Raw genomic sequence first — 18,453 nt, 5'->3', positions numbered from 1 at the left:
CTCTGTATCACCAAAGTGTTCAGGTATTTCTACGGTAGAAGCAGAATTTACCCATACGACTGTTCCATCTTCCAATAACATACGGTATTCTCCCCCGTTTGGAACAATCAACTGATTATAACGTTTCGTATTATCTTGACAAATGTTCCCTTTATAATATAACATTTGATTAGAATCAATTTGAAGAAAAGCAGCACCTTCCCCAGAAATAAGTGTATCTTTAATTTCTTTACCTAAAGAAACCCTCGTTCCATCTGCCCACACGAAAAAAGCTTGTTGTGTACCATGTCGAATAAACTCATCAGATACAAGAATTTTTTCTTCATTCACTTGTCCCCTTCTATATTCCCAAAACAGTGTTCCCACTGTTAAGCATACGATTAAAATAGCAGTGTAACGCATCATCCATCGAGTCATTCGCACATGACGGTATTTCCATCGTACTTTTTTAAAACCAGATTCAATATTAGGATTATACTCTTTTCCCGTATCCAACCACAGACGTACCTTATACATTTCCCTAAAAATAGCCTCATGCTCCACAATCTCCTCCAACCAAACATTCAATTCCTGCATTTCAGTGTCAGTAAGTCCTTCATCCAACTTTTTTACTAATAGTTCTTCTATTTTGTCATCCATCATTTTTCTACTTAAACACGTAATACTCATTATTTATAACAAGGACGCAAAAAAGAAAAAAAAGGGTGAAAAGAAAGGCTATTTTTTCGACAGTACTTATTTTTTTATTATTTGATAGAAAAAAGACACACAACAAAAAAGTTCATCTTTTGAAAGTTTTTTACGCAATTCTCTATATGATATTCTCATCTGAGTTTTTACGGTATTTATGGAAATACCTAACTTTTCTGCAGCCTCAGAATATTTCATATTTTCAAAAACAACTAACACCAAGACTTCTCGACATTGTATTGGTAAACTATTGATTGCATCCCAAATATTTGTCAAATCACAAACTTGAGTTTCTTCCGCTTGATACATTACTTTTTCCAATCCCACCGTAGATTTTTCTTTCCGATGAAAAGAAATACAACTATTACGCACGGCCACAAACAAATAACTATCCAAAGAAATCTGACTGCTAATTTTCAATTTTCTTTCCCAAATACGAATAAAAACTTCTTGAACTATATCTTCTGCCACTTCCGGTGATTCCACAATAGTACGGGCGAAACGACATAATCTCACATAATAAACAGTAAAGAGATAGTTTACAGCTCTTTCCAAGCCTTTATTCAAATCTTGTATTAATTGATAAACATCCTTGCTATAATCTATTGTTCCATCCATAAAAAACAACATGTCATTCTACCCACAAAAATAAAAAATATTGTCTCATTTAATCACCCTGGCAGTAATAAATATAATTCATCCATCTTTATTCGCTCCATTAATATTCATTCATTTTCAAGAGTAAAATTTCCAGATTTTTCAGGATATTCTTGTATATACTAACCACAATACATCTCTGAGAAATAATAACATAACAAACCCCAAATGGTTCCATCCTTTTTGACTAGTCCTAAATAGCCGTTACAGGTTTATAGAGCAAAAATAACTATCTTTGTTTTTATAAGATCTTATTTCTACTTCTCTTTGTAAGTGCATTTGCTCGGGAGTTTTCATGTAACAAGACCAATGTGGTCTTTTGTTATTGTAGGTATGTACAGCATCCCTGACCAACAACTTCATTGTCTTTATATCTACCAAGTAATCTTCTAATAAAAATTTCTGTTTGAGTATTCTATTTATCCTTTCAGCAATTGCGTTGGCGTAAGGGTCATAGCTTTCAGTCATACTTGGGATTATCTTTTTCAATGCTTTTTGATAATCATTACTACAATACTGTAATCCCCTGTCTGAATGATGAATCAGTTTATCCTTGTATTCACGTTGTTTTATTGCCATTGTCAAGGCTCTGAGAGAACCTTCGGTAGCCAAACTGTTAGAAACGTCATAGCCCATTATCTTCCTCGAATAGGTATCTCTGTAACTAATGACAGGTAACAATTCCTTTCTCAACCTCCAATATAGGTTATATCCGATACCCAAACTTGTTCTGGACGTTTCAATGGAAGATTCTCTATCAGGTTCTCATACTTTCTGAAACGATGATGGGAGTCGGTAGTTATCCGATAGTTTCTCTTGGGTTTGATTAGCATATGATTGGCTTTTAAGATAGATAAAAACTTATTCCTGCCGACACCAAATTCTTTCAATGGCTTGTAAAGAAGATAATACAACTTTCTAAAGCCGATGCGCAGCATATCTCGGCGGATGGCTGCTACCATGCTTACCACTTCTGTTACTCTTGTCTGGCTTTTTTGCTTTGACCAAACAGAGCGATAATAGACCTGTCTACTTACCCCGAGCAATCCACAGGTGGATGTTTTACTCACTTTGTTTTCTCTTGTGAATCGATCGATTGTTCGGGTAAGGAGTTTTTTTGGGATCGGAATATTAAACTCCTTTTCTGCAATATCTATCATCATATCGAAAAAAATGGCTTTTTTGTTGGAGTCCTCTGCCTGTTTCGCTAAAAAAGCTTTTTGCTTTTCTAACAGCCTGATTTTTTGTTCTAGTTCCAATATTTTTTGATCTTTACTCTTGGGCATATTGCTAGGTGTTTGGTTTTCCCAGTCAAAGGTACCATATTTTCGAAGCCAAGCAACTACCGTGGAACGAGCTTGAATTCCATACTTGCGAACAGCACCGGTTGTACTACATTCTCCACGTTCAATTTCTGATACAACTTGAAGTTTGAAGGACATACTATAGTCTTTCTGACTACGTTTTAAATACTCTGTTTTTAATTCTTCCATAACGATACTTGGTTTGTGTAACGCTATGTTAGGACGAGACATTTTTTGCAATAAAAAAGCCGGACCGATTACCAGTCCGACTTTTCCTTCAAATAACAACAATTTTAAATATTATAAAACGTGGTGAAAGCTTTTATCACGTAAGCATGGTCCAATACCCCGCCCGTTTCCCGAACGGAATGCATTGCCCACATGGGATTACCGATATCCACTCCACGCATTTCCATTTGCGATAATAATATATTTCCCAAAGTTGAACCTCCTGGCATATCTGAATGGTTTACAAATTCCTGACAAGGTACCCCCGCCATCTTGCAAATCGTCTTAAACACGGCAGCAGAATCCCCATCCGTGATGTATTTCTGATTCGCATTGATCTTGATCACTGGACCACCATTTATTACCGGGTGATTCGTAGGATCATGTTTCTCCACGTAATTCGGGTGAAGAGCATGGGCCATATCCGCAGAAATCATGAACGAATTATGAATTGCTCGATACAAATCTTCAGGTTTACCTCCCAAGCCAAAAACGATACGTTCAACAATCGTTCTCAAAATCGGAGAACCAGCACCCTGTTTCGTTCCACTTCCCACTTCTTCATTATCAAAAATAGCAAGGATTTTTGTCTTACGACATTTCTCTGAAGCCACGAATGCTTTTAACCCGGCATGAGCCATGGCTAAATCATCCAGCTTGCCACTTGAAATGAATTCCTCGTTCGCCCCGAACAAACAGCCTTTCTCGTATTCATATAGAGTTAAGTCAAAATCAAGTATGTCTTCCTGACTTACACCCATCTCTTCCGCAATAAGTTTAACCAAGTAATTATCTTTTTCGAAAGTCTCATTTATCATGGCAATCACGGGAAGCATATCTTTCTGCTTGCTCAATGGGTTTCCCTGATCGTTCACGGCACGGTTAAAATGGATGGCAATGTGAGGAATAACCATTAATGGACGCTTGAAATTCACGAACTGAGTCGCAGGTTTCAACGGATTCAAACTACGCAACATGACCCGTCCAGCCATGGACAATGGTCTATCAAACCACGTATACATAATGGGTCCACCATACACTTCCGTGTTTAACTTCAAATATTTCCCGGCAACAGGCATTGCTGCATTCGGTTTGATTTTAAACGTCGGAGAATCACTGTGGGCACAAATAATCTTGAACCCTTCTTCAGCGATCTCCCCGCTACCTATCTCGAAAGCAAAAAGGGAAGAGTGATTTTTCGTCACGAAATATTTACCTCCTTTTTCTATTTGCCATGCTTCACCAGAGAAAAGTTGCTTATAACCATTACCAAGTAATTCTTTTTTGGCATTTGCCACAGCATGAAAGTTCGTCGGACTCTCATGTATAAACTCGACTAATTCTTTCGCGTATTGTTTTTCCATTATATCTTGTTTTTTTATTTCATTTCTTCGAGCCCCAAGATAATCATTTTTTACCACACTTTTTGCCTTGAAATCTAAAAAAGTCTTGTTTCCTTCTTTAATTTCGTCGTAAACACGTTTACCAAACATAACAAAGGGAGGGCTTATCATATTCTGTTTATTATACCGAACCTCCCCTCCTGTCTCCGCATTTACCACACAACCACCAGTTGCTTCAACAAGCACTTGTCCTGCAGCAACATCCCATTCCGAACATTTCCCGAATTTAGGACATATATCCACCTCTCCTTTAGCAAGAAGGCAATGTTTTGATGATGCTCCTAACGGGACAAGTTCAACATCATGGCCCAGAGATTTCAAATAATCGACATACCGTAGTTCCCATTCTGTTATATGAAAACGGCTGACAGCCACTCTCAACTTTGAACTTTTTTCCCCGATTCCCGACAATGCTTCTTCCTTTCCTTTTTTTACTATTCCTTTCTCCCCGCTTGCAAAAGCCCATAAAATCTCACCATCACACACGCTATTAATCATCCCGAATACGGGTTTTCCCTTTTCGACAAGAGCAATATTAATACAAAAACGCCCATTCCGATATATAAATTCCTTTGTACCATCCAGAGGATCAATAATCCAAGCATACACCCATTTCTCTCTTTCTTCATAAACCGGTAATGACGCCTCTTCGCTAATCACCGGAATCTCCGGATATAACTTTTTCAAAGCACTTGTAATATACTCACTCGAAATTTTATCCGCTTCTGTCACGGGTGTATTATCTCCCTTTAGCTCTACATTAAAATTTCTCTTATCATACACCTCTTTTATCAACACTCCCGCTTGTTCAATAATACACTGAATATCTGACACTTTTATCCTATCTACCATAATAATTAATTCATCTTAAACGATTTGTTAAACTTACAAATAAAATTCATTTTATAGGCCATACACTAACAAGAAATTAACAAAAATACATCTGCATTCACACGACAAAAACACCATCGTCACTATGAATTAATCAGTTACAATGGAATACAGTTATAATCACTCAAAATATAGCTTTAGAGGCACGAGAAGATTAACTAACATTAACCCAATTAATAGCTTTTATTAACAATAAAAATTGGTCTATATACAACAGGCGCTTTATCTTTGCACCGTCTTTAAGAGATTGAAGATTTTTCATAAGTTTGTATGGTTTAGGTTAGTAGTTAGTAATGTAATCTTAAGAGTCGACATTCCCCGTCGGCTCTTTTGTATTTAAAGACGAAAGATACTATTATTTTTGCAGAAACAAAAGTTAACAATTATGAATGGAATCATCGAAATTGAAGGAATGGAATTTTTTGCCTTCCACGGATGTTATGAAACGGAACGTGTCGTGGGAAATAAATTCATGGTTTACGCCCGTATCGAAACAGATTGCAGCAAGGCTGCCCAAACAGATAACATCGCAGATGCATTAAGTTATCTCACCGCATACGAGATTATCGCCAAAGAAATGATGATTACCTCACACTTGTTGGAACACGTGGCCAAAAGAATGATCGACGCACTCTATAATGCCTTCCCACAAATTTCTCATGTAACTATCAAGGTTTCAAAACTAAACCCTCCACTAGGAGGAAAAATCGCAGCCACGAGTGTTACTTTATCAAAATAAATTGTAGCAAGGTATTGCAAAATCCAAAATATCACCTTATCTTTGCCACGCAAAATCGCAACAGGGTCGGTTGGCCGAGCGGTTAGGCAGCGGTCTGCAAAACCGTGTACAGCAGTTCAAATCTGCTACCGACCTCAGGAAATCAGTCACTTACAAAGTGGCTGATTTTTGTTTATGGAGTGTTTAGGGCCAAAAATGGCACGAAACCTTGACCAAAACCTTGACCATTTTTGTGTCTGTTTTCGTTAATCTCACTTCATGATACAACATAAAAATAACACATATAATTCTAATATACATCTAATTACGCTCACAATATAGTTCCCCAATTCAATACATTCAATATATTAATCATTCGTAGAACCTCATTCTTATATTCAAATCTTACCGTAAACCTAGCATTATACACAAAATTTCACAAGATCATCTTCCCTATCTCATACCTCATCTTTTCAAGCAAACCTCATCTAAAAAGTAGCTCCTCACTCTATTAATACACAACATCAATACAGATCAGATTACACTTTTTTAAAGATTAAAAACCTAATAAACATCTAAATATAACACTCATCACCTTTCTTTAGCGAACAGAACATTTAAATGATAATATGTTACCATATATACAAATAACTGATATTCTGTAACATCTATTTTTTCACCTTACTTGCAAGTAGTACCTTTGCAATACGTAAACGAATAACTTGATTTATTTACTGTTGTTTGCATTCTTGTTTGTTAGAAATCACTTGCATTATGAAACAAAAGAAAGAGTATGAATGGCATGGATTGGAACGTTTCCATGTAATCCATGAAATTGACTTGTTTAGGCATTTAGACATGGATAGATTAAAGAGATTATTCCCCGATATATTCGGGAAACCCAAGACGAAGCTCGTCAAGAAAAGACAGCCGAATTGAATGATTTGAAGCCAGTACCTCGTTATATTATTGTGGTACTGGCTTTTTTATTGGCAAAAAATAAAGGGTAATAAGCCTAAACCTATCACCCCTTACATCTATTTAACGCACATGATAAATCAACTCGAAAATCATATTAATCAAATATGTGATTATTTATGATGATGAACAAGACGTTTTAAAATAATAATCAACCCTTTGTGCGTTATAATTTGATATAAGTATCTGTTGCCACAGTTGCAGAAATAGCTGTTCCTGCGGGAATTATAGCTTGTTTGCCTTTTAACAACAAGAATAGAGGACAAACAAATATGGCGAGAACAATGGAAAGAGCTAATTTATTATTTCCTTCTTCTGACATATTTCCTCCTGTCAACATAATTTCTGTTCCATCCTTAGCTGTTACACTTTTAATTTGAATTTGCATGGAAGCACCTTTACCTAGTCCTTTACGTTTTTCAAATCTTGTAACTTGTCCTTTCGCTATTGCACCATAGGGAATAACAACATTTTTTTCGACACTAATCTCTCTTGTTACTTTGAGATCAATCATTTGCCCTGTCGTGATATTTTTGGTGTTGATTTCACTTAGAACTTCTAAAGGAATTAAAGTTCCCGCTTTTAAGATAACCTCGTTATCTGCAAGGGTAAAAGAAAGATTCATGAAAGCCAATATCATGATTGCAACAATAGGCTTTACAACTAACGATTTACTCAATAATGTTCTCATAATTCAAAAATTTAGTTAATGGATTTATTATTTTGGTATAGGGTTGATTGTATCTTTTGTAGTTTACGTCGATTATATTGTGAAGCACTTCTTTTAGAGCCAGATATATTACCCATGTAGAAACTCAAATTGAAAACGCCTAATAAAGCTGCTGTTCCATAATTCTTTTGTTTTATGCTTGTAAATACCGCATATCCAAGTAAAGAATTCATAACAAAAGAGGTTAACGCACTTTTGGGACGTTGTGTATAAACATATCCAAGACCAGGAATTAACGATAATGACGCAGCAACCCAAGGCTTTTTCTTTTTAAAAGTAGCCGCTTCTTGAATAAGTTGAAAATTCTCTTTATCTCTCTTGGGTTCTGTATTAGAACTTGCCAATAAATTGAAATATTTACTCGCTTCATTCCAATTTTCTTGATATGCGCTAAAAATTCCTTGCCAAGCATATTTTTGGGATATTATCGAATTGATATTGTTATCAGGTATTTCTGCAAGAAGTTTGCGTGCCATATCAAAATTCTCCACTGTCAAGAGAATATCTAGCATTTCAAATTTTATTTTTGGAGAGTTTTTTATAGATTCAGGAAAATGAACCTCGTAATCGAATATTGCATTTTCCACTTGTCCCAAACCTTTATAGCAAATCAACTTGTTTGTGAATAATTGTGTTGTTAATAACCTCTTTTGAAATTGTGTTTTTTCGATCTCTATTAGAGCTTCTTGGTACATTTGTTTATTTATTAAATGATTAATGAATAATAATGTACTATCAGGCTTAATATCCCAGTCTGTATAAGAGTAATATTGTTTATTATTATGAATGTAAGTTCTAGGTATTTCTGCATATGGAGGGAAATCAAGCAAAAGCAATTGTCCTTTATTTAAAGTCAGATCATAACAATTGAAATCATGCCCGCATCTAATAAGGCGATCAGCCATATACATCATCGCTTTAGGGAAATAACAATCCTCAAAAACGATCAATCCATATTGGGAACAAGAAGGGTACATGGCACAAGTACCGCTTCCTTCATCTCTATGTAGATATTTCTTATAGATATTCACGTAATCAGATAAAGCTGACATTTCTGTTTGTGCGTGAAGACATGGTGAATTTGTGACACAAACAATAATGATTAAAACATTCTTTAACAAGTGCATAATATTGCAATCTATGTAACCTTGAAGATTCCCAGAAAGGTTGATTTTTATAAATACAAGAAAGCGTGGGATCTAAATTGCTTATCTTGTAGAAGGCATCGCCAAACGCCTATGCAGAAATAAACAATCAGCCCACGCTAAACCATGTATATAGTAGATATATATACGGCAAGCATAGACGTTTGTGCTGTTTATCCCTCTGCATTAAAAATTTGGCGATTTCTCTACAAAGGATGAAACAAAAACGCTTCTATTAACTCAATATGTCCATCATGTTAGAATTCCTCCATTCATGACGTCACAAAAATAAGTAATTTTCAGCATCCGCCCAAACGCCGTGGACTGATTGTAAGACAAATTTAGACGAAACATTGGAATAAAAAGAATTTATTTCCAACGGTTTTACTCTATAAACCATTTATAGGTATTATCACCATGTAACGCTCTATCTATCCCTTCAGTTAATTGCGTGGAATTTAACGATCTATCTAGGAAATTATCTATGTAACTGCTCTTGTTAGCACCAGTAAGCATATTGTAAAACTTCCATAAATTGATCTCGTTCTCTCCATGTTTCTTTTTAAAGTTATCATCATGGTAATACGCTTTAGCGATAATGTTTACCTGTGAATCCGTTAATTCCATGTTGGGAAGTAACTTCTTCTCTTTTGCGGGCAAGCATTGATACAACCTGCTTTTCCCCAAGAACTGTGCGAATTGATGTTCCGTGAGGTAAGAACTAGTGAAGCTCTTCATCAACCGTAAATGCTTTTCAGCATTATACTGTTGGAATAACTTCATAACCTCTCTAAAGAGATCATGTTGGCTCGTGGCTCTAAGGTCTGTTTTAAAACCATCAGTAAAGGTACACAGGTTACAACATATTTTATTCTGGAAGCCAATGGCGACACTAAACCTCTCTGCCACCTTCTTTGAATAAAGGTTCTCCCTGTTATACGCTCTCACGCCAGTAATACATAAATTCACCCTGTTACCGTCTATCGTTTCATAAATGGTAGGTATTTCAAAAGCGAATGCCATTCTCTCGTAATAGATCGTCTTGTCACTTTCTAACAGTTGAGCTACTGGTTTATGAATAGCTTCTGGAATCCTTCCCTTTATAACGTGACTTACCATTATATCTGGTTCATCTATGCTTTCCCCTCTAAACAGTTCACTCGCTACCTTATGTACCGTTTCAATAAATGCAGGATGAGATATTGTCATCTCGTTATCCTTGCTGAACACTGGCACGATGCAATCACTTTTTAAACGGGTCATGTCAATTGGTTCCGTGTTAGCTTCAATGAAATGTTTTCTCCTTTTGTCCTTTCTAACAGGTTCATTCACTACTTCATAAGGAGTAAATTCTTCTTGTTGTGGTTCACTATTTCCAAATATAACTGGAAGTAAACCGTCATTTTGACTTGGAATTAATGTTGACGTGTTCATAATCTAATCTATTTAACGGTGGTGGAAATATTTGAAATTTCAGTTTATATATGGAATTGGTAAATTTCCCACCAACCTTGGTTTCTAAAGTTCATAATTACTTTTACTTGTTTTATTCATTCTCTAGCTTCAAGCCAGTTGAAAAATTGAACTGGAAATATGTTTACAGTTTAATTGCCAATAGTGGTGAAAATTACCTCCCTTACAAGCTATATATACCAATCCAGTCAATTATTCACCAACTCCAATTTTTAAAGTTTACCGTTATCTGAATAACTGTAATAGTTATCCTCGCAATACAAGATGTAATCCAGTAAATCTATATCTACATATGAAAGTGCGATCTTCACCTGTTCAACTAGTTCATCGTCCAGTTTAGCGGGTTCAAGATCACCAGAAGGTTGGTTTATGCAAATGATCACTCCTTTACAATTAGAAAGTATAGCCAGTTGCAATATAAACCTTACATCTGTAATATTGTAAGATAGGGCACCTTCACTTACGGTAGATACTCCCAGTACCCTGTTACTACCATTTAATAGAATAATTCTTGTAGAGATATGATGCTCTATTGTATCCTTAAACGGGGATACCAGTAACTCGTAAGCATCCCTTGCGGATTCAACCTTGTACTTTTTAGAAGGTTTCCTCCTGTACACCAGTTCTACCACTGGTAATTTCACTTGCTCGTTCATGATCTATTTACACTTTAATCACGTTGTCATTTTAATAATTCAAGCTCACGTTAGCTTGTTGGGTTTGGCAAGGGAAGAGAAACTTCGTGTTCCTATATTACCTGCTTGGAAAGCCTGAATGACTTCCCTCGCTTTAATATCGAAACCTCGTTTCCCTCCCCGTGCGCTCGCTGTCCCTGTATCTTTTTAACTACTCTTCCACTAGAGCGAACTTCTTAACGAGTAATTTTGCCCTTTGACCACGGTAAACTGCTGGTGTTTCAACCTGACCGCATAACACGATCTTCTTGTCTTTAAGCGTGGTGATAAGGGCGTCTAGCATCATGTTCTTGGCAAAAGAATAGATGAATTGTAACTTTTTACCGTACTTCTTTTCAACGATAGGATCACATGGAATATCGTTAGGCGTGACATCTCCCGCTTGGCTAGTTCGTACGAGTTGAGTGTATTTAATCTCCCTCACCTCTTCCTCTCCCAAGGCGCATACAACTTGTAACTGCTGCGGGTTCTCCCCCTTGAAGTCAATGACGGTCATTTCATCGCCTACTTTCATCGGGGGTGGCATTACTGCCACCTGATTTTTAAAATGTTCTAGCAAGGCTGGATTGATCTCGATAGAACTGGAAGGTCTTGTTTCCTCCCTGTTTTGAATGTAAGTTTTTAAGTCCATAATTGAATTGATTTTTAATTAATTAAATTGGTTTTTATCTGGCTTGGGGTAGGGGTATAAAAGGTTACAGGACTACCGTACACGTTACTCAAGTATATTTTGGACTTAAAAACCAAAGGGGAGGGGGTGTTAAATAGAGGGGAGGTATATAATTACTCTAAATGAGATGATTTTATTCTATCTCTCAAATACAAATAAGGAATAATGTAATATGTATCAATAAATCATCTAATTGTTTTATCCTTTCTTACTGATATTTTATTCGATATTATCATCTGAGTATACTACAAATTTAGCACGTTCAAGTAATTCATCAAAAGTAATAATTTCTGTATCTTTCATACTTCTCCTATATAATTCAAAAGAACTGTATTTCTCTTTATTAATTCCATGTTCAGTTATAAATTCACTTAATTTTCCTATTAAGAGAAATGATTTGGGCTTGTATATATGTATAACTTCTCCCGTAGGATCACCGTTCAAATTTGTAGGTTCTATTTTGTTTACAAGATTTTCTACAGAAATTTGAACTGTTTTTTGTATTTGTGCAATTCCACCACTTAATTCGTTTGAAGGAGGATATACGCTTGGTCTATATTCAGAGTTAATAAGTTTTGTTCTATGGGTTTTTATTTCAGCAAAACACAATGAACTAATAATGCCTTTAGACTTCATACAGGCATCTACTCTTTTGCCTTTATTTACAACATCAAAACCACTAACAACCTGTTCTAGCTTTTTATTTTGAAGAGGTATGTTTATTACATATTGTAGTCCAAAACCAAAAATCCAAGTGTTTCTTTCAAAAAATGCTTGCCATAACATCTCGTCTCTTTGAATATTTGACTTTATTTTTTCTTGTTCAAAAAATGAATCATCTAAAAGTAATCTCTCAAAATATTCTATTTGTTGTTTTCTATATATCAGGTTTTTAATATCTCCATGAGATATATTATTTTGAAATATCTCGTTAAATAAATCTTGATTTTTTTTATAAATCGTATGTGCTTGTTGTTTGGATAAAATAATTCCTTTTAAATCGTTCTCGTTTATTTTGGAAGCATTTTCAGTATCTATATTTAATTCAGGAATACTTTTTATGAATTGAAATAATTTTTCGATTTCGTTACCTCTAAAAGAAAAATAAGTATTATGCGGGGAACCTGTTTGCTTTGTGTATTTTTGAATTTGCAATATATAAATGCCCCTGTTATCCTCTAGAATCTTTGCAATAATTTCCTGTCTTTCTCCATCCGATACTCTAAGTACGATTTCATTTTTTTCTTTTATAAAAGAGAAGGTTTCAGAAGAATCAATAACCTTAGAAACATAACGAATAGGAATAATAATATTATCACCTGTAGCAAAATCATTTCTTTGAGCTAAGATTCTCTTGGATATATAAATTTTATCAGGTTTCTTTCCCCAAAAATATTCTTCTTCAGAGGTATTATTTGTCATTTGAACTCTATTTATATGAATATTCAAAAATAACTAATTGTAACGTTATCAAAAAATATTATAGTACTAAAATTATGCTGCCCCATTTTCTCTATTGTCGCTTCAATTCTTCCAGAATCCAACGTGAAAGGAACATGAATATCATAATATTTAAAACTTATCGTATATATATGGGTATAGAATTATGCGCTTATAAATACTTTCAATTGCTGCTTCTGTATTAATACTCTCACGATTCATGGTATATATATGGAATTATAATTGATATGTAAAGTTAAAAAAATATTTTGGACAATTCTTGTTACATTGCTTAACTTAAATGTATAACTCAATTTTCTCTACTTTTTCTTCTTTTGGACTAGAAGCCATCTCTTTGTATCTCTTTGTATTTATCAAGGAAGTTAGGAAGTATTGTAAACTATGTACCTGTTCTGGTAGGTTGGAGCATAACTTGGATAGGTTATACTTTAGAGAGTAGTAGTTTACTTCTGTTCCATTTGAAATTGCTGCTTCTAAATCTGGTTCTGGGCGATTATACCTGTACGTGCACAATATTGCCATTAGCTTGTAATCGTATGGTGGTGGTACAACGTTCCTCTCTACACAATAATCGTGAATAATCTTGTATTTTTCTCTTGCGATCCCGTCTAAAAACGTGAAGCTATCCTTTACATGAGGTAAGTCCACGATTATATTGGTATCTGTTATAAAGAATACCTTGTCAATTTCTATAACCTTACCCTCTTTTATCGCCATTTCCATGTATTTACTTACCGTTCCTCTATCCATGTTTAATAGTTGAGCGATCTTGTTCTTGCTGTAAGAAGTGACATTAGTATTGTTAAGACACAAGCATTTAAGTAATACCAAGAACGCCTTCAACTTGTTTGGAATCTCTTCCGTTAATAAACTGGCATCAAACCGTACCCAGTTCATCGTGGGAATGTTTATCGTGTAAGTCATACTTGTGCTGATCCTACCCGCCTCCTCGTTATACCCTTTAATGGAATACTTGTCTAGTAATTCCAATTCTTTAAACTTGTTCGTGTATTTACTAATAGTGTCTTCATTTTTTAAGCCTGTAACGTCACAAAGTGTTTTTCTCAATACATGGGATTCGCCCGTGTTACAATTTGACTTGTAAAGTAGCCACATGAACACGTACGTTTCATCCAAGTTTAGTTTACCCGCTATATCTCTTGTTATGATACATTTCCTACTTTTTTTCTGCTCGTTTGTCATTATAAATAAACCATTTAAACATCCATATATAGATAATCTAGTGGTATTTAAAAGAGAGTATCTGGGTTAGTGGCATGGACTGGCAAGCCCGTGTCACCATTACTAGTTAATAGTATTACTAGTTAATAGTATATACCCTGTCAAACCCGCAACCATGACACCCAGTGAAATCCCCAACTTTTAAATATTGATCTTTATGCGTGGATAATCTCTCTATTTCTGGTTACAATCTCAGGTTACATGAAATACAGTTATATCATGTAGCTTTATGGATTAATCTTTATGAGGTGGCAATACTTGGATTCTACTATCTTTATCTGGTATATAGTATATCTTTCTAACTTTATCTACCTGTTTCTTGATCTTTTTCAGCCCTTTAGACCTTATCCAGAAACCAATGGATACCTTGTTATCTGGGATGCCTGATTGCACGGCTAATCGTCTTAATTGCTCGTAAGTGTACATGATTAATAGTTTGATTGGTTAGTACGGCGTATCTAATCTAGTGCCACTTGAAAACCAAAAATTACTCCTTACGGATGGACTTGCAAGGAGTAACAGGATAATTTAAATCCTTTATATAGTTGTTTCAAATGGTATATTTTGATTATTAAGATGATACAAAGGTAATAAACTCTATACATGTAGGTAAATTAAGTATTAGTATTTCTTAAAAATGGAGTTGAGGTATAGTTAGAGTAAAAATTTAATATTGAGCCTTAGGAAACATATAATTCTTTAACCTGTTACTCGAGCCTGCTTATGATACCTGGGTGGAAAAGAATTCAGTATTGTATCGTGAAACATAAAATACATTCAGTATTTGAGCGTAAAAATATATTACGATTATAAATATGATCTATTCTATTTATGCCAATATGAATATTTATTGGTAAGTATTTGAAACGTATTAAATAAATAATATATTTGTTGAATAGTTATTTCAATGCATAATATGATGAAAGATATAAAACGAAAAGTTAGTTTCTTCTATCTTTTTTTAAAAGAAGGAAATAGAGAAATTCCAATCGAAAATGAATTAATACGTTTAACACGCTATATCAGTTCTTTGCCTAAAAAAATAAAAAAACAAGATATTGATAAAGATCGTTTTTGTTTTTTAGATGAAGTAACATATAATGAGGAAGAAAACGTGATAACGTTGCTCTTTAAGAGTGCTAAACACAGCTATCGAGCCCCTTTGATAAATAAAAACACTATTGAGGAAAGAGAAAACCCTAAAATGTTGGATGAAGGTGAGCAGATAAAAACCCATTTACTTATAAAATTTAGTAATGGAGATGCTATTGTTTTTTCTGAAACATTTAGAAATGCATTATCATTAAATATCATTACTGAATACTTCAACCATTTTTCTTTTTACTATAATAACAGACATAGTCGTGATAAGATAAAAGGACATTTTACATCTGATATGATACCCCGAGATGATTTTAAGGAGGTACTAGATAATATGAAACGGGTCATTTGCGCCAGTATATATATAGAAAAACAAATATTAGGAAGTGATACTTTGAACTTCTCTAATATGACAGATAATATTCAAGAAGATATAATTATAGAAGTAAAATCTAAAAGAGGAGAATCTATCAAGCATGCTGTATATGATTTTTTAGCTAAATGTGGAGGAAATAGTAAAATAAAAAAAATTCGGGCAAAAGGAGTTTTACCCAACAAAAGTGAGAGTGTTATAGATACATCATTTATTTTGAAGAAAGAATATATTGAGGCTCAGCAAAATGAAGATACAGGTGAAATTAATACTTCTTATATGTTTTCTCAACTAACAAAATTAGCACAAGATTTTTAATAATGTATGTTGAATATTTATTTATAATATTGGACTATTTTAGTACATTAAATAGAAAAATATTTATATACGAATGGGGAATACCTATACTTCTTGGATGCACGAGTGGATATTTGTATGTATATCAGGAAATTAACTTATATTTATTTGTTGCAGAATCAATAACTTTTATTGTGACATTATTAGGTTTTACTTTGGCAACTTTAACCCTATTTTTAACAAATAATAGCCACTTAGAGAAAATAAAACAACTTGACTCTCGTAAAAAAGTTAGAGGACAGCCAATATCATTATATCGGTTGTTAGTAATCAATTACTCATATCTTATCATCATAGAATCTATATTATGTATTAGTTTTTATATTGGGAAATTATTCTCACCTATATGCATAGGTGAGTTTTCTATGACATTAAATTGTATATATATTACAATTACATTTCATATTTTGTTTATGACAATCCGTAGTATTACAGATTTATACTTTGTTGTTTCAAGAGAAAAATAACAATAATCAAAATATCTGGTGAATAGCATGATGAATTTACCACCACATAAATATTTCAAATGAACTAATAAAACATTGGATATTATTATTCTGTATCTATTACAACCATATTTCATATCTGAACATATCTCGCTCTCCCGCATAATTATCATGTGCTTTTATTATAGTTGAATATGTTGGATAAGGGATGCTCTTCAAAAGATTTTGACACCCGATATTAGATGTTTCACAAATCGCATATATTTTATCCAATCCATTCGTTTTTGCCCAATTGAGCACACAACTCAATATGTTCTTCATGTATCCTCTATTTTGATATTCCTTTTTTATCCCAAATTCGACATACCAATTATATGGATCGGAAGGATTGGTACAATACATTCGAATAAATCCAATGGCATGAAGATTATACTTGATAACCCATTCTAATCCTAAACGACGTCCATACGCCACGTTCATTGAAGCAATATGTTCCTTTATCTGTGTTTCTGTTCTTATTGGCACCTCAGTTGTTCCCCAAAATGATTTTCTAAAACTATCGTCTTTAAGCATATCTAGGTAAGCACTAGCGTCATTTAGAGAACATAAATCTAGGTTTAAGAAATTAATGGGCAATGTAGGAAACGAAACATGTTTATTATACATCTCCAAGTTTTTATATTTGTCATGAGAAATAATCCATTCTCTATTCCAAGGAAATGTTAGCCCTCTAAGAGGGGTGTTATTTAATTCTGCGTTTATTTGAGCTAAATGTGGAGTTATCGCACGCACAGAATTTAATGTTTCGTCATAATATAGCATTAAATAATTCTTTTGCTTGGCATGTTCGTAAGCACATTCGTTGTCGCAGAACCATGTTTTGACATTAAGTGTTAGATCCTCTTGTGCAACAGAGTACATGTATATATTACCATATGGTTTTGTTTGATTAAATGTTGCAAATGGGAAAGGATATAACTGTTGGTAAGGCAGATAACTTCTAAATGATGTATCAGAAGTTATTACTTTGTGTCCCCTAATTCGAAGTAATATATAACAATTATGCCGCCCTGTATTTTCAAGTGGGGTGAAGCAATTATCACATGTAACTTGTTTGAACCACATACAATCTGTTTTAAATATCACTATATACTTGTGTGTTCAAAGATATTAAAATAATAATGTATCATGAAAGGATTCGAACATTCTTTATAGTCTTGTAAAGTGAAATAATAATGCACATTTTTTATCTAGGGTCTATAAAACTATTTTTAGCTCGAAAAGGTGCACCCTACACTTTTGCCTTAACTATATACAAGGCTCTTTTTCGCTTGCTAGCTTTACCCACCCATGTTTCCCTCGTTTCAAATAGCTCGTTAATCGTGTGGGCGGTTACCTTTCTTAAAGGGGCGATATCCAGTTTCTCGTGAATGGACAGGATAGTAGTTTTTACACGCTCGACCTCGTACTTGGCTCCAACGTGAAAAGTGTTTTTCATCAACTCTATAAAGGCGGTGCTCGTGGTCTTTCGCTTGTACCTCTCCACGATCATGGCTTCCTTGATTTTCTGGTTGGAATAAGCGAGTTTTTCTATAACCTCCTTGCCAAGTAACTCGTGTGCCTCCACGATGCAGGGATCGGTAGCGTGCAAGCTATCCCTCCACTGGCGTTTTAATTCCGTGTCCATGTCCTTGATCGCTTCCAGTTGTTCCACGATAGCCTTCTTCTTTTCTTTTATGGATTTGAATTTACTGGGCACGGTAAGTTTATCCAGTTTCTCGCTAGCCTTGTAATAGCCACCCTTGACGGGGACAACCTTGTACAGACCAACCCGCTCGTAACCACCTCGCAACTCCTTCTCGCTATTGTACATGGAGGTTACCAGACCCTC

Annotated in this window: 16 protein-coding genes, 1 tRNA gene and 1 pseudogene; 4 read left to right on the top strand and 14 right to left on the bottom strand. The window is 34.5% G+C overall.

The features are described from left to right. The 5 genes from AB5542_RS18965 to AB5542_RS18945 all read right to left on the bottom strand — a co-directional run. Positions 1 to 639 (bottom strand): hypothetical protein (locus tag AB5542_RS18965; RefSeq protein WP_368243335.1); only part of this gene is annotated, 639 nt, incomplete at its 3' end. A gap of 96 nt (positions 640 to 735) precedes the next feature. Continuing rightward, entirely contained in the window at positions 736 to 1,308 is a 573-nt protein-coding gene (locus tag AB5542_RS18960) for an RNA polymerase sigma-70 factor (protein ID WP_279039524.1), read from the bottom strand. A 243-nt stretch (positions 1,309 to 1,551) separates the two neighbouring features. Further along, a complete protein-coding gene (locus AB5542_RS18955) occupies positions 1,552 to 1,983 on the bottom strand; it encodes an integrase core domain-containing protein (RefSeq protein WP_279039526.1) in 432 nt (143 codons plus the stop codon). Between the two features lie 53 nt (positions 1,984 to 2,036). Next, positions 2,037 to 2,840 carry a hypothetical protein gene (locus AB5542_RS18950; protein WP_279039528.1) on the bottom strand — a complete coding sequence of 268 codons (804 nt, stop codon included), beginning with the start codon at positions 2,838 to 2,840 and terminating at the stop codon, positions 2,037 to 2,039. Positions 2,841 to 2,944: 104 nt separating this feature from the next. Next, positions 2,945 to 5,134 carry a M18 family aminopeptidase gene (locus AB5542_RS18945; RefSeq protein WP_340279488.1) on the bottom strand — a complete coding sequence of 730 codons (2,190 nt, stop codon included), beginning with the start codon at positions 5,132 to 5,134 and terminating at the stop codon, positions 2,945 to 2,947. Positions 5,135 to 5,558: 424 nt separating this feature from the next. Here AB5542_RS18945 and folB point away from each other — a divergent pair, with 424 nt between their 5' ends. The 3 genes from folB (at position 5,559) to AB5542_RS18930 (ending at position 6,830) form a co-directional block, all read left to right on the top strand. Further along, a complete protein-coding gene (gene folB / locus AB5542_RS18940; protein ID WP_087422665.1) occupies positions 5,559 to 5,912 on the top strand; it encodes a dihydroneopterin aldolase in 354 nt (117 codons plus the stop codon). A 64-nt stretch (positions 5,913 to 5,976) separates the two neighbouring features. Continuing rightward, positions 5,977 to 6,047, top strand: a tRNA-Cys gene (locus AB5542_RS18935). 618 nt (positions 6,048 to 6,665) lie between these two features. After that, complete coding sequence (locus AB5542_RS18930) at positions 6,666 to 6,830, top strand: hypothetical protein (protein ID WP_279040840.1); 165 nt, start codon at positions 6,666 to 6,668, stop codon at positions 6,828 to 6,830. Between the two features lie 205 nt (positions 6,831 to 7,035). On the opposite strand, the gene AB5542_RS18925 is transcribed toward AB5542_RS18930, so the two are convergent. The 7 genes from AB5542_RS18925 to AB5542_RS18895 all read right to left on the bottom strand — a co-directional run bounded on the left by AB5542_RS18925 (position 7,036) and on the right by AB5542_RS18895 (position 14,246). Next, positions 7,036 to 7,560, bottom strand: a complete 525-nt coding sequence (locus AB5542_RS18925; RefSeq protein WP_270543823.1) for a hypothetical protein — start codon at positions 7,558 to 7,560, stop codon at positions 7,036 to 7,038. Positions 7,561 to 7,571: 11 nt separating this feature from the next. Then, a complete protein-coding gene (yidD, locus tag AB5542_RS18920) occupies positions 7,572 to 8,726 on the bottom strand; it encodes a membrane protein insertion efficiency factor YidD (RefSeq protein WP_279040844.1) in 1,155 nt (384 codons plus the stop codon). A 402-nt stretch (positions 8,727 to 9,128) separates the two neighbouring features. Then, positions 9,129 to 10,178: a DUF3871 family protein gene (locus AB5542_RS18915; RefSeq protein WP_279040845.1), complete on the bottom strand. Its 1,050-nt coding sequence runs from the start codon at positions 10,176 to 10,178 to the stop codon at positions 9,129 to 9,131. Between the two features lie 251 nt (positions 10,179 to 10,429). After that, entirely contained in the window at positions 10,430 to 10,873 is a 444-nt protein-coding gene (locus AB5542_RS18910; RefSeq protein WP_279040846.1) for a JAB domain-containing protein, read from the bottom strand. Between the two features lie 190 nt (positions 10,874 to 11,063). Next, the gene (locus AB5542_RS18905) at positions 11,064 to 11,543 is read right to left on the bottom strand and encodes a hypothetical protein (protein WP_279040847.1); all 480 of its coding nucleotides are present in this window, start codon (positions 11,541 to 11,543) and stop codon (positions 11,064 to 11,066) included. A 258-nt stretch (positions 11,544 to 11,801) separates the two neighbouring features. After that, positions 11,802 to 13,004: a Shedu immune nuclease family protein gene (locus AB5542_RS18900; protein WP_279040849.1), complete on the bottom strand. Its 1,203-nt coding sequence runs from the start codon at positions 13,002 to 13,004 to the stop codon at positions 11,802 to 11,804. Between the two features lie 315 nt (positions 13,005 to 13,319). Continuing rightward, complete coding sequence (locus AB5542_RS18895; RefSeq protein ID WP_279040851.1) at positions 13,320 to 14,246, bottom strand: hypothetical protein; 927 nt, start codon at positions 14,244 to 14,246, stop codon at positions 13,320 to 13,322. Between the two features lie 958 nt (positions 14,247 to 15,204). Here AB5542_RS18895 and AB5542_RS18890 point away from each other — a divergent pair. Further along, on the top strand, positions 15,205 to 16,077 hold the full coding sequence (locus AB5542_RS18890; protein WP_279040853.1) for a hypothetical protein: 873 nt from the start codon (positions 15,205 to 15,207) through the stop codon (positions 16,075 to 16,077). A gap of 605 nt (positions 16,078 to 16,682) precedes the next feature. On the opposite strand, the gene AB5542_RS18885 is transcribed toward AB5542_RS18890, so the two are convergent. Both AB5542_RS18885 and AB5542_RS18880 read right to left on the bottom strand, forming a co-directional pair. After that, the gene (locus AB5542_RS18885) at positions 16,683 to 17,687 is read right to left on the bottom strand and encodes a GNAT family N-acetyltransferase (RefSeq protein WP_279040855.1); all 1,005 of its coding nucleotides are present in this window, start codon (positions 17,685 to 17,687) and stop codon (positions 16,683 to 16,685) included. A 166-nt stretch (positions 17,688 to 17,853) separates the two neighbouring features. Further along, positions 17,854 to 18,453 (bottom strand): annotated as a pseudogene (locus tag AB5542_RS18880) (hypothetical protein); the annotation flags it as partial.

Origin of the sequence: Butyricimonas sp. RTP31003st1_G1_RTP31003_210430 (assembly GCF_040920905.1) — a bacterium.
Classification (GTDB): Bacteria; Bacteroidota; Bacteroidia; order Bacteroidales; family Marinifilaceae; genus Butyricimonas; species Butyricimonas paravirosa.
Note: the sequence above shows the minus strand (reverse complement) of the source record. Positions and strands in the feature narration are given on the sequence as shown.

What these genes read in the sequence shown, in the direction of transcription:
- AB5542_RS18960 (WP_279039524.1), bottom strand. Translation starts at nt 1,308, where the DNA reads ATGGATGGAACAATAGATTATAGCAAGGATGTTTATCAATTAATACAA.
- AB5542_RS18955 (WP_279039526.1), bottom strand. Translation starts at nt 1,983, where the DNA reads ATGGGCTATGACGTTTCTAACAGTTTGGCTACCGAAGGTTCTCTCAGA.
- AB5542_RS18950 (WP_279039528.1), bottom strand. Translation starts at nt 2,840, where the DNA reads ATGGAAGAATTAAAAACAGAGTATTTAAAACGTAGTCAGAAAGACTAT.
- AB5542_RS18945 (WP_340279488.1), bottom strand. Translation starts at nt 5,134, where the DNA reads ATGGTAGATAGGATAAAAGTGTCAGATATTCAGTGTATTATTGAACAA.
- folB (WP_087422665.1), top strand. Translation starts at nt 5,559, where the DNA reads ATGAATGGAATCATCGAAATTGAAGGAATGGAATTTTTTGCCTTCCAC.
- AB5542_RS18930 (WP_279040840.1), top strand. Translation starts at nt 6,666, where the DNA reads ATGAAACAAAAGAAAGAGTATGAATGGCATGGATTGGAACGTTTCCAT.
- AB5542_RS18925 (WP_270543823.1), bottom strand. Translation starts at nt 7,560, where the DNA reads ATGAGAACATTATTGAGTAAATCGTTAGTTGTAAAGCCTATTGTTGCA.
- yidD (WP_279040844.1), bottom strand. Translation starts at nt 8,726, where the DNA reads ATGCACTTGTTAAAGAATGTTTTAATCATTATTGTTTGTGTCACAAAT.
- AB5542_RS18915 (WP_279040845.1), bottom strand. Translation starts at nt 10,178, where the DNA reads ATGAACACGTCAACATTAATTCCAAGTCAAAATGACGGTTTACTTCCA.
- AB5542_RS18910 (WP_279040846.1), bottom strand. Translation starts at nt 10,873, where the DNA reads ATGAACGAGCAAGTGAAATTACCAGTGGTAGAACTGGTGTACAGGAGG.
- AB5542_RS18905 (WP_279040847.1), bottom strand. Translation starts at nt 11,543, where the DNA reads ATGGACTTAAAAACTTACATTCAAAACAGGGAGGAAACAAGACCTTCC.
- AB5542_RS18900 (WP_279040849.1), bottom strand. Translation starts at nt 13,004, where the DNA reads ATGACAAATAATACCTCTGAAGAAGAATATTTTTGGGGAAAGAAACCT.
- AB5542_RS18895 (WP_279040851.1), bottom strand. Translation starts at nt 14,246, where the DNA reads ATGACAAACGAGCAGAAAAAAAGTAGGAAATGTATCATAACAAGAGAT.
- AB5542_RS18890 (WP_279040853.1), top strand. Translation starts at nt 15,205, where the DNA reads ATGAAAGATATAAAACGAAAAGTTAGTTTCTTCTATCTTTTTTTAAAA.
- AB5542_RS18885 (WP_279040855.1), bottom strand. Translation starts at nt 17,687, where the DNA reads ATGTGGTTCAAACAAGTTACATGTGATAATTGCTTCACCCCACTTGAA.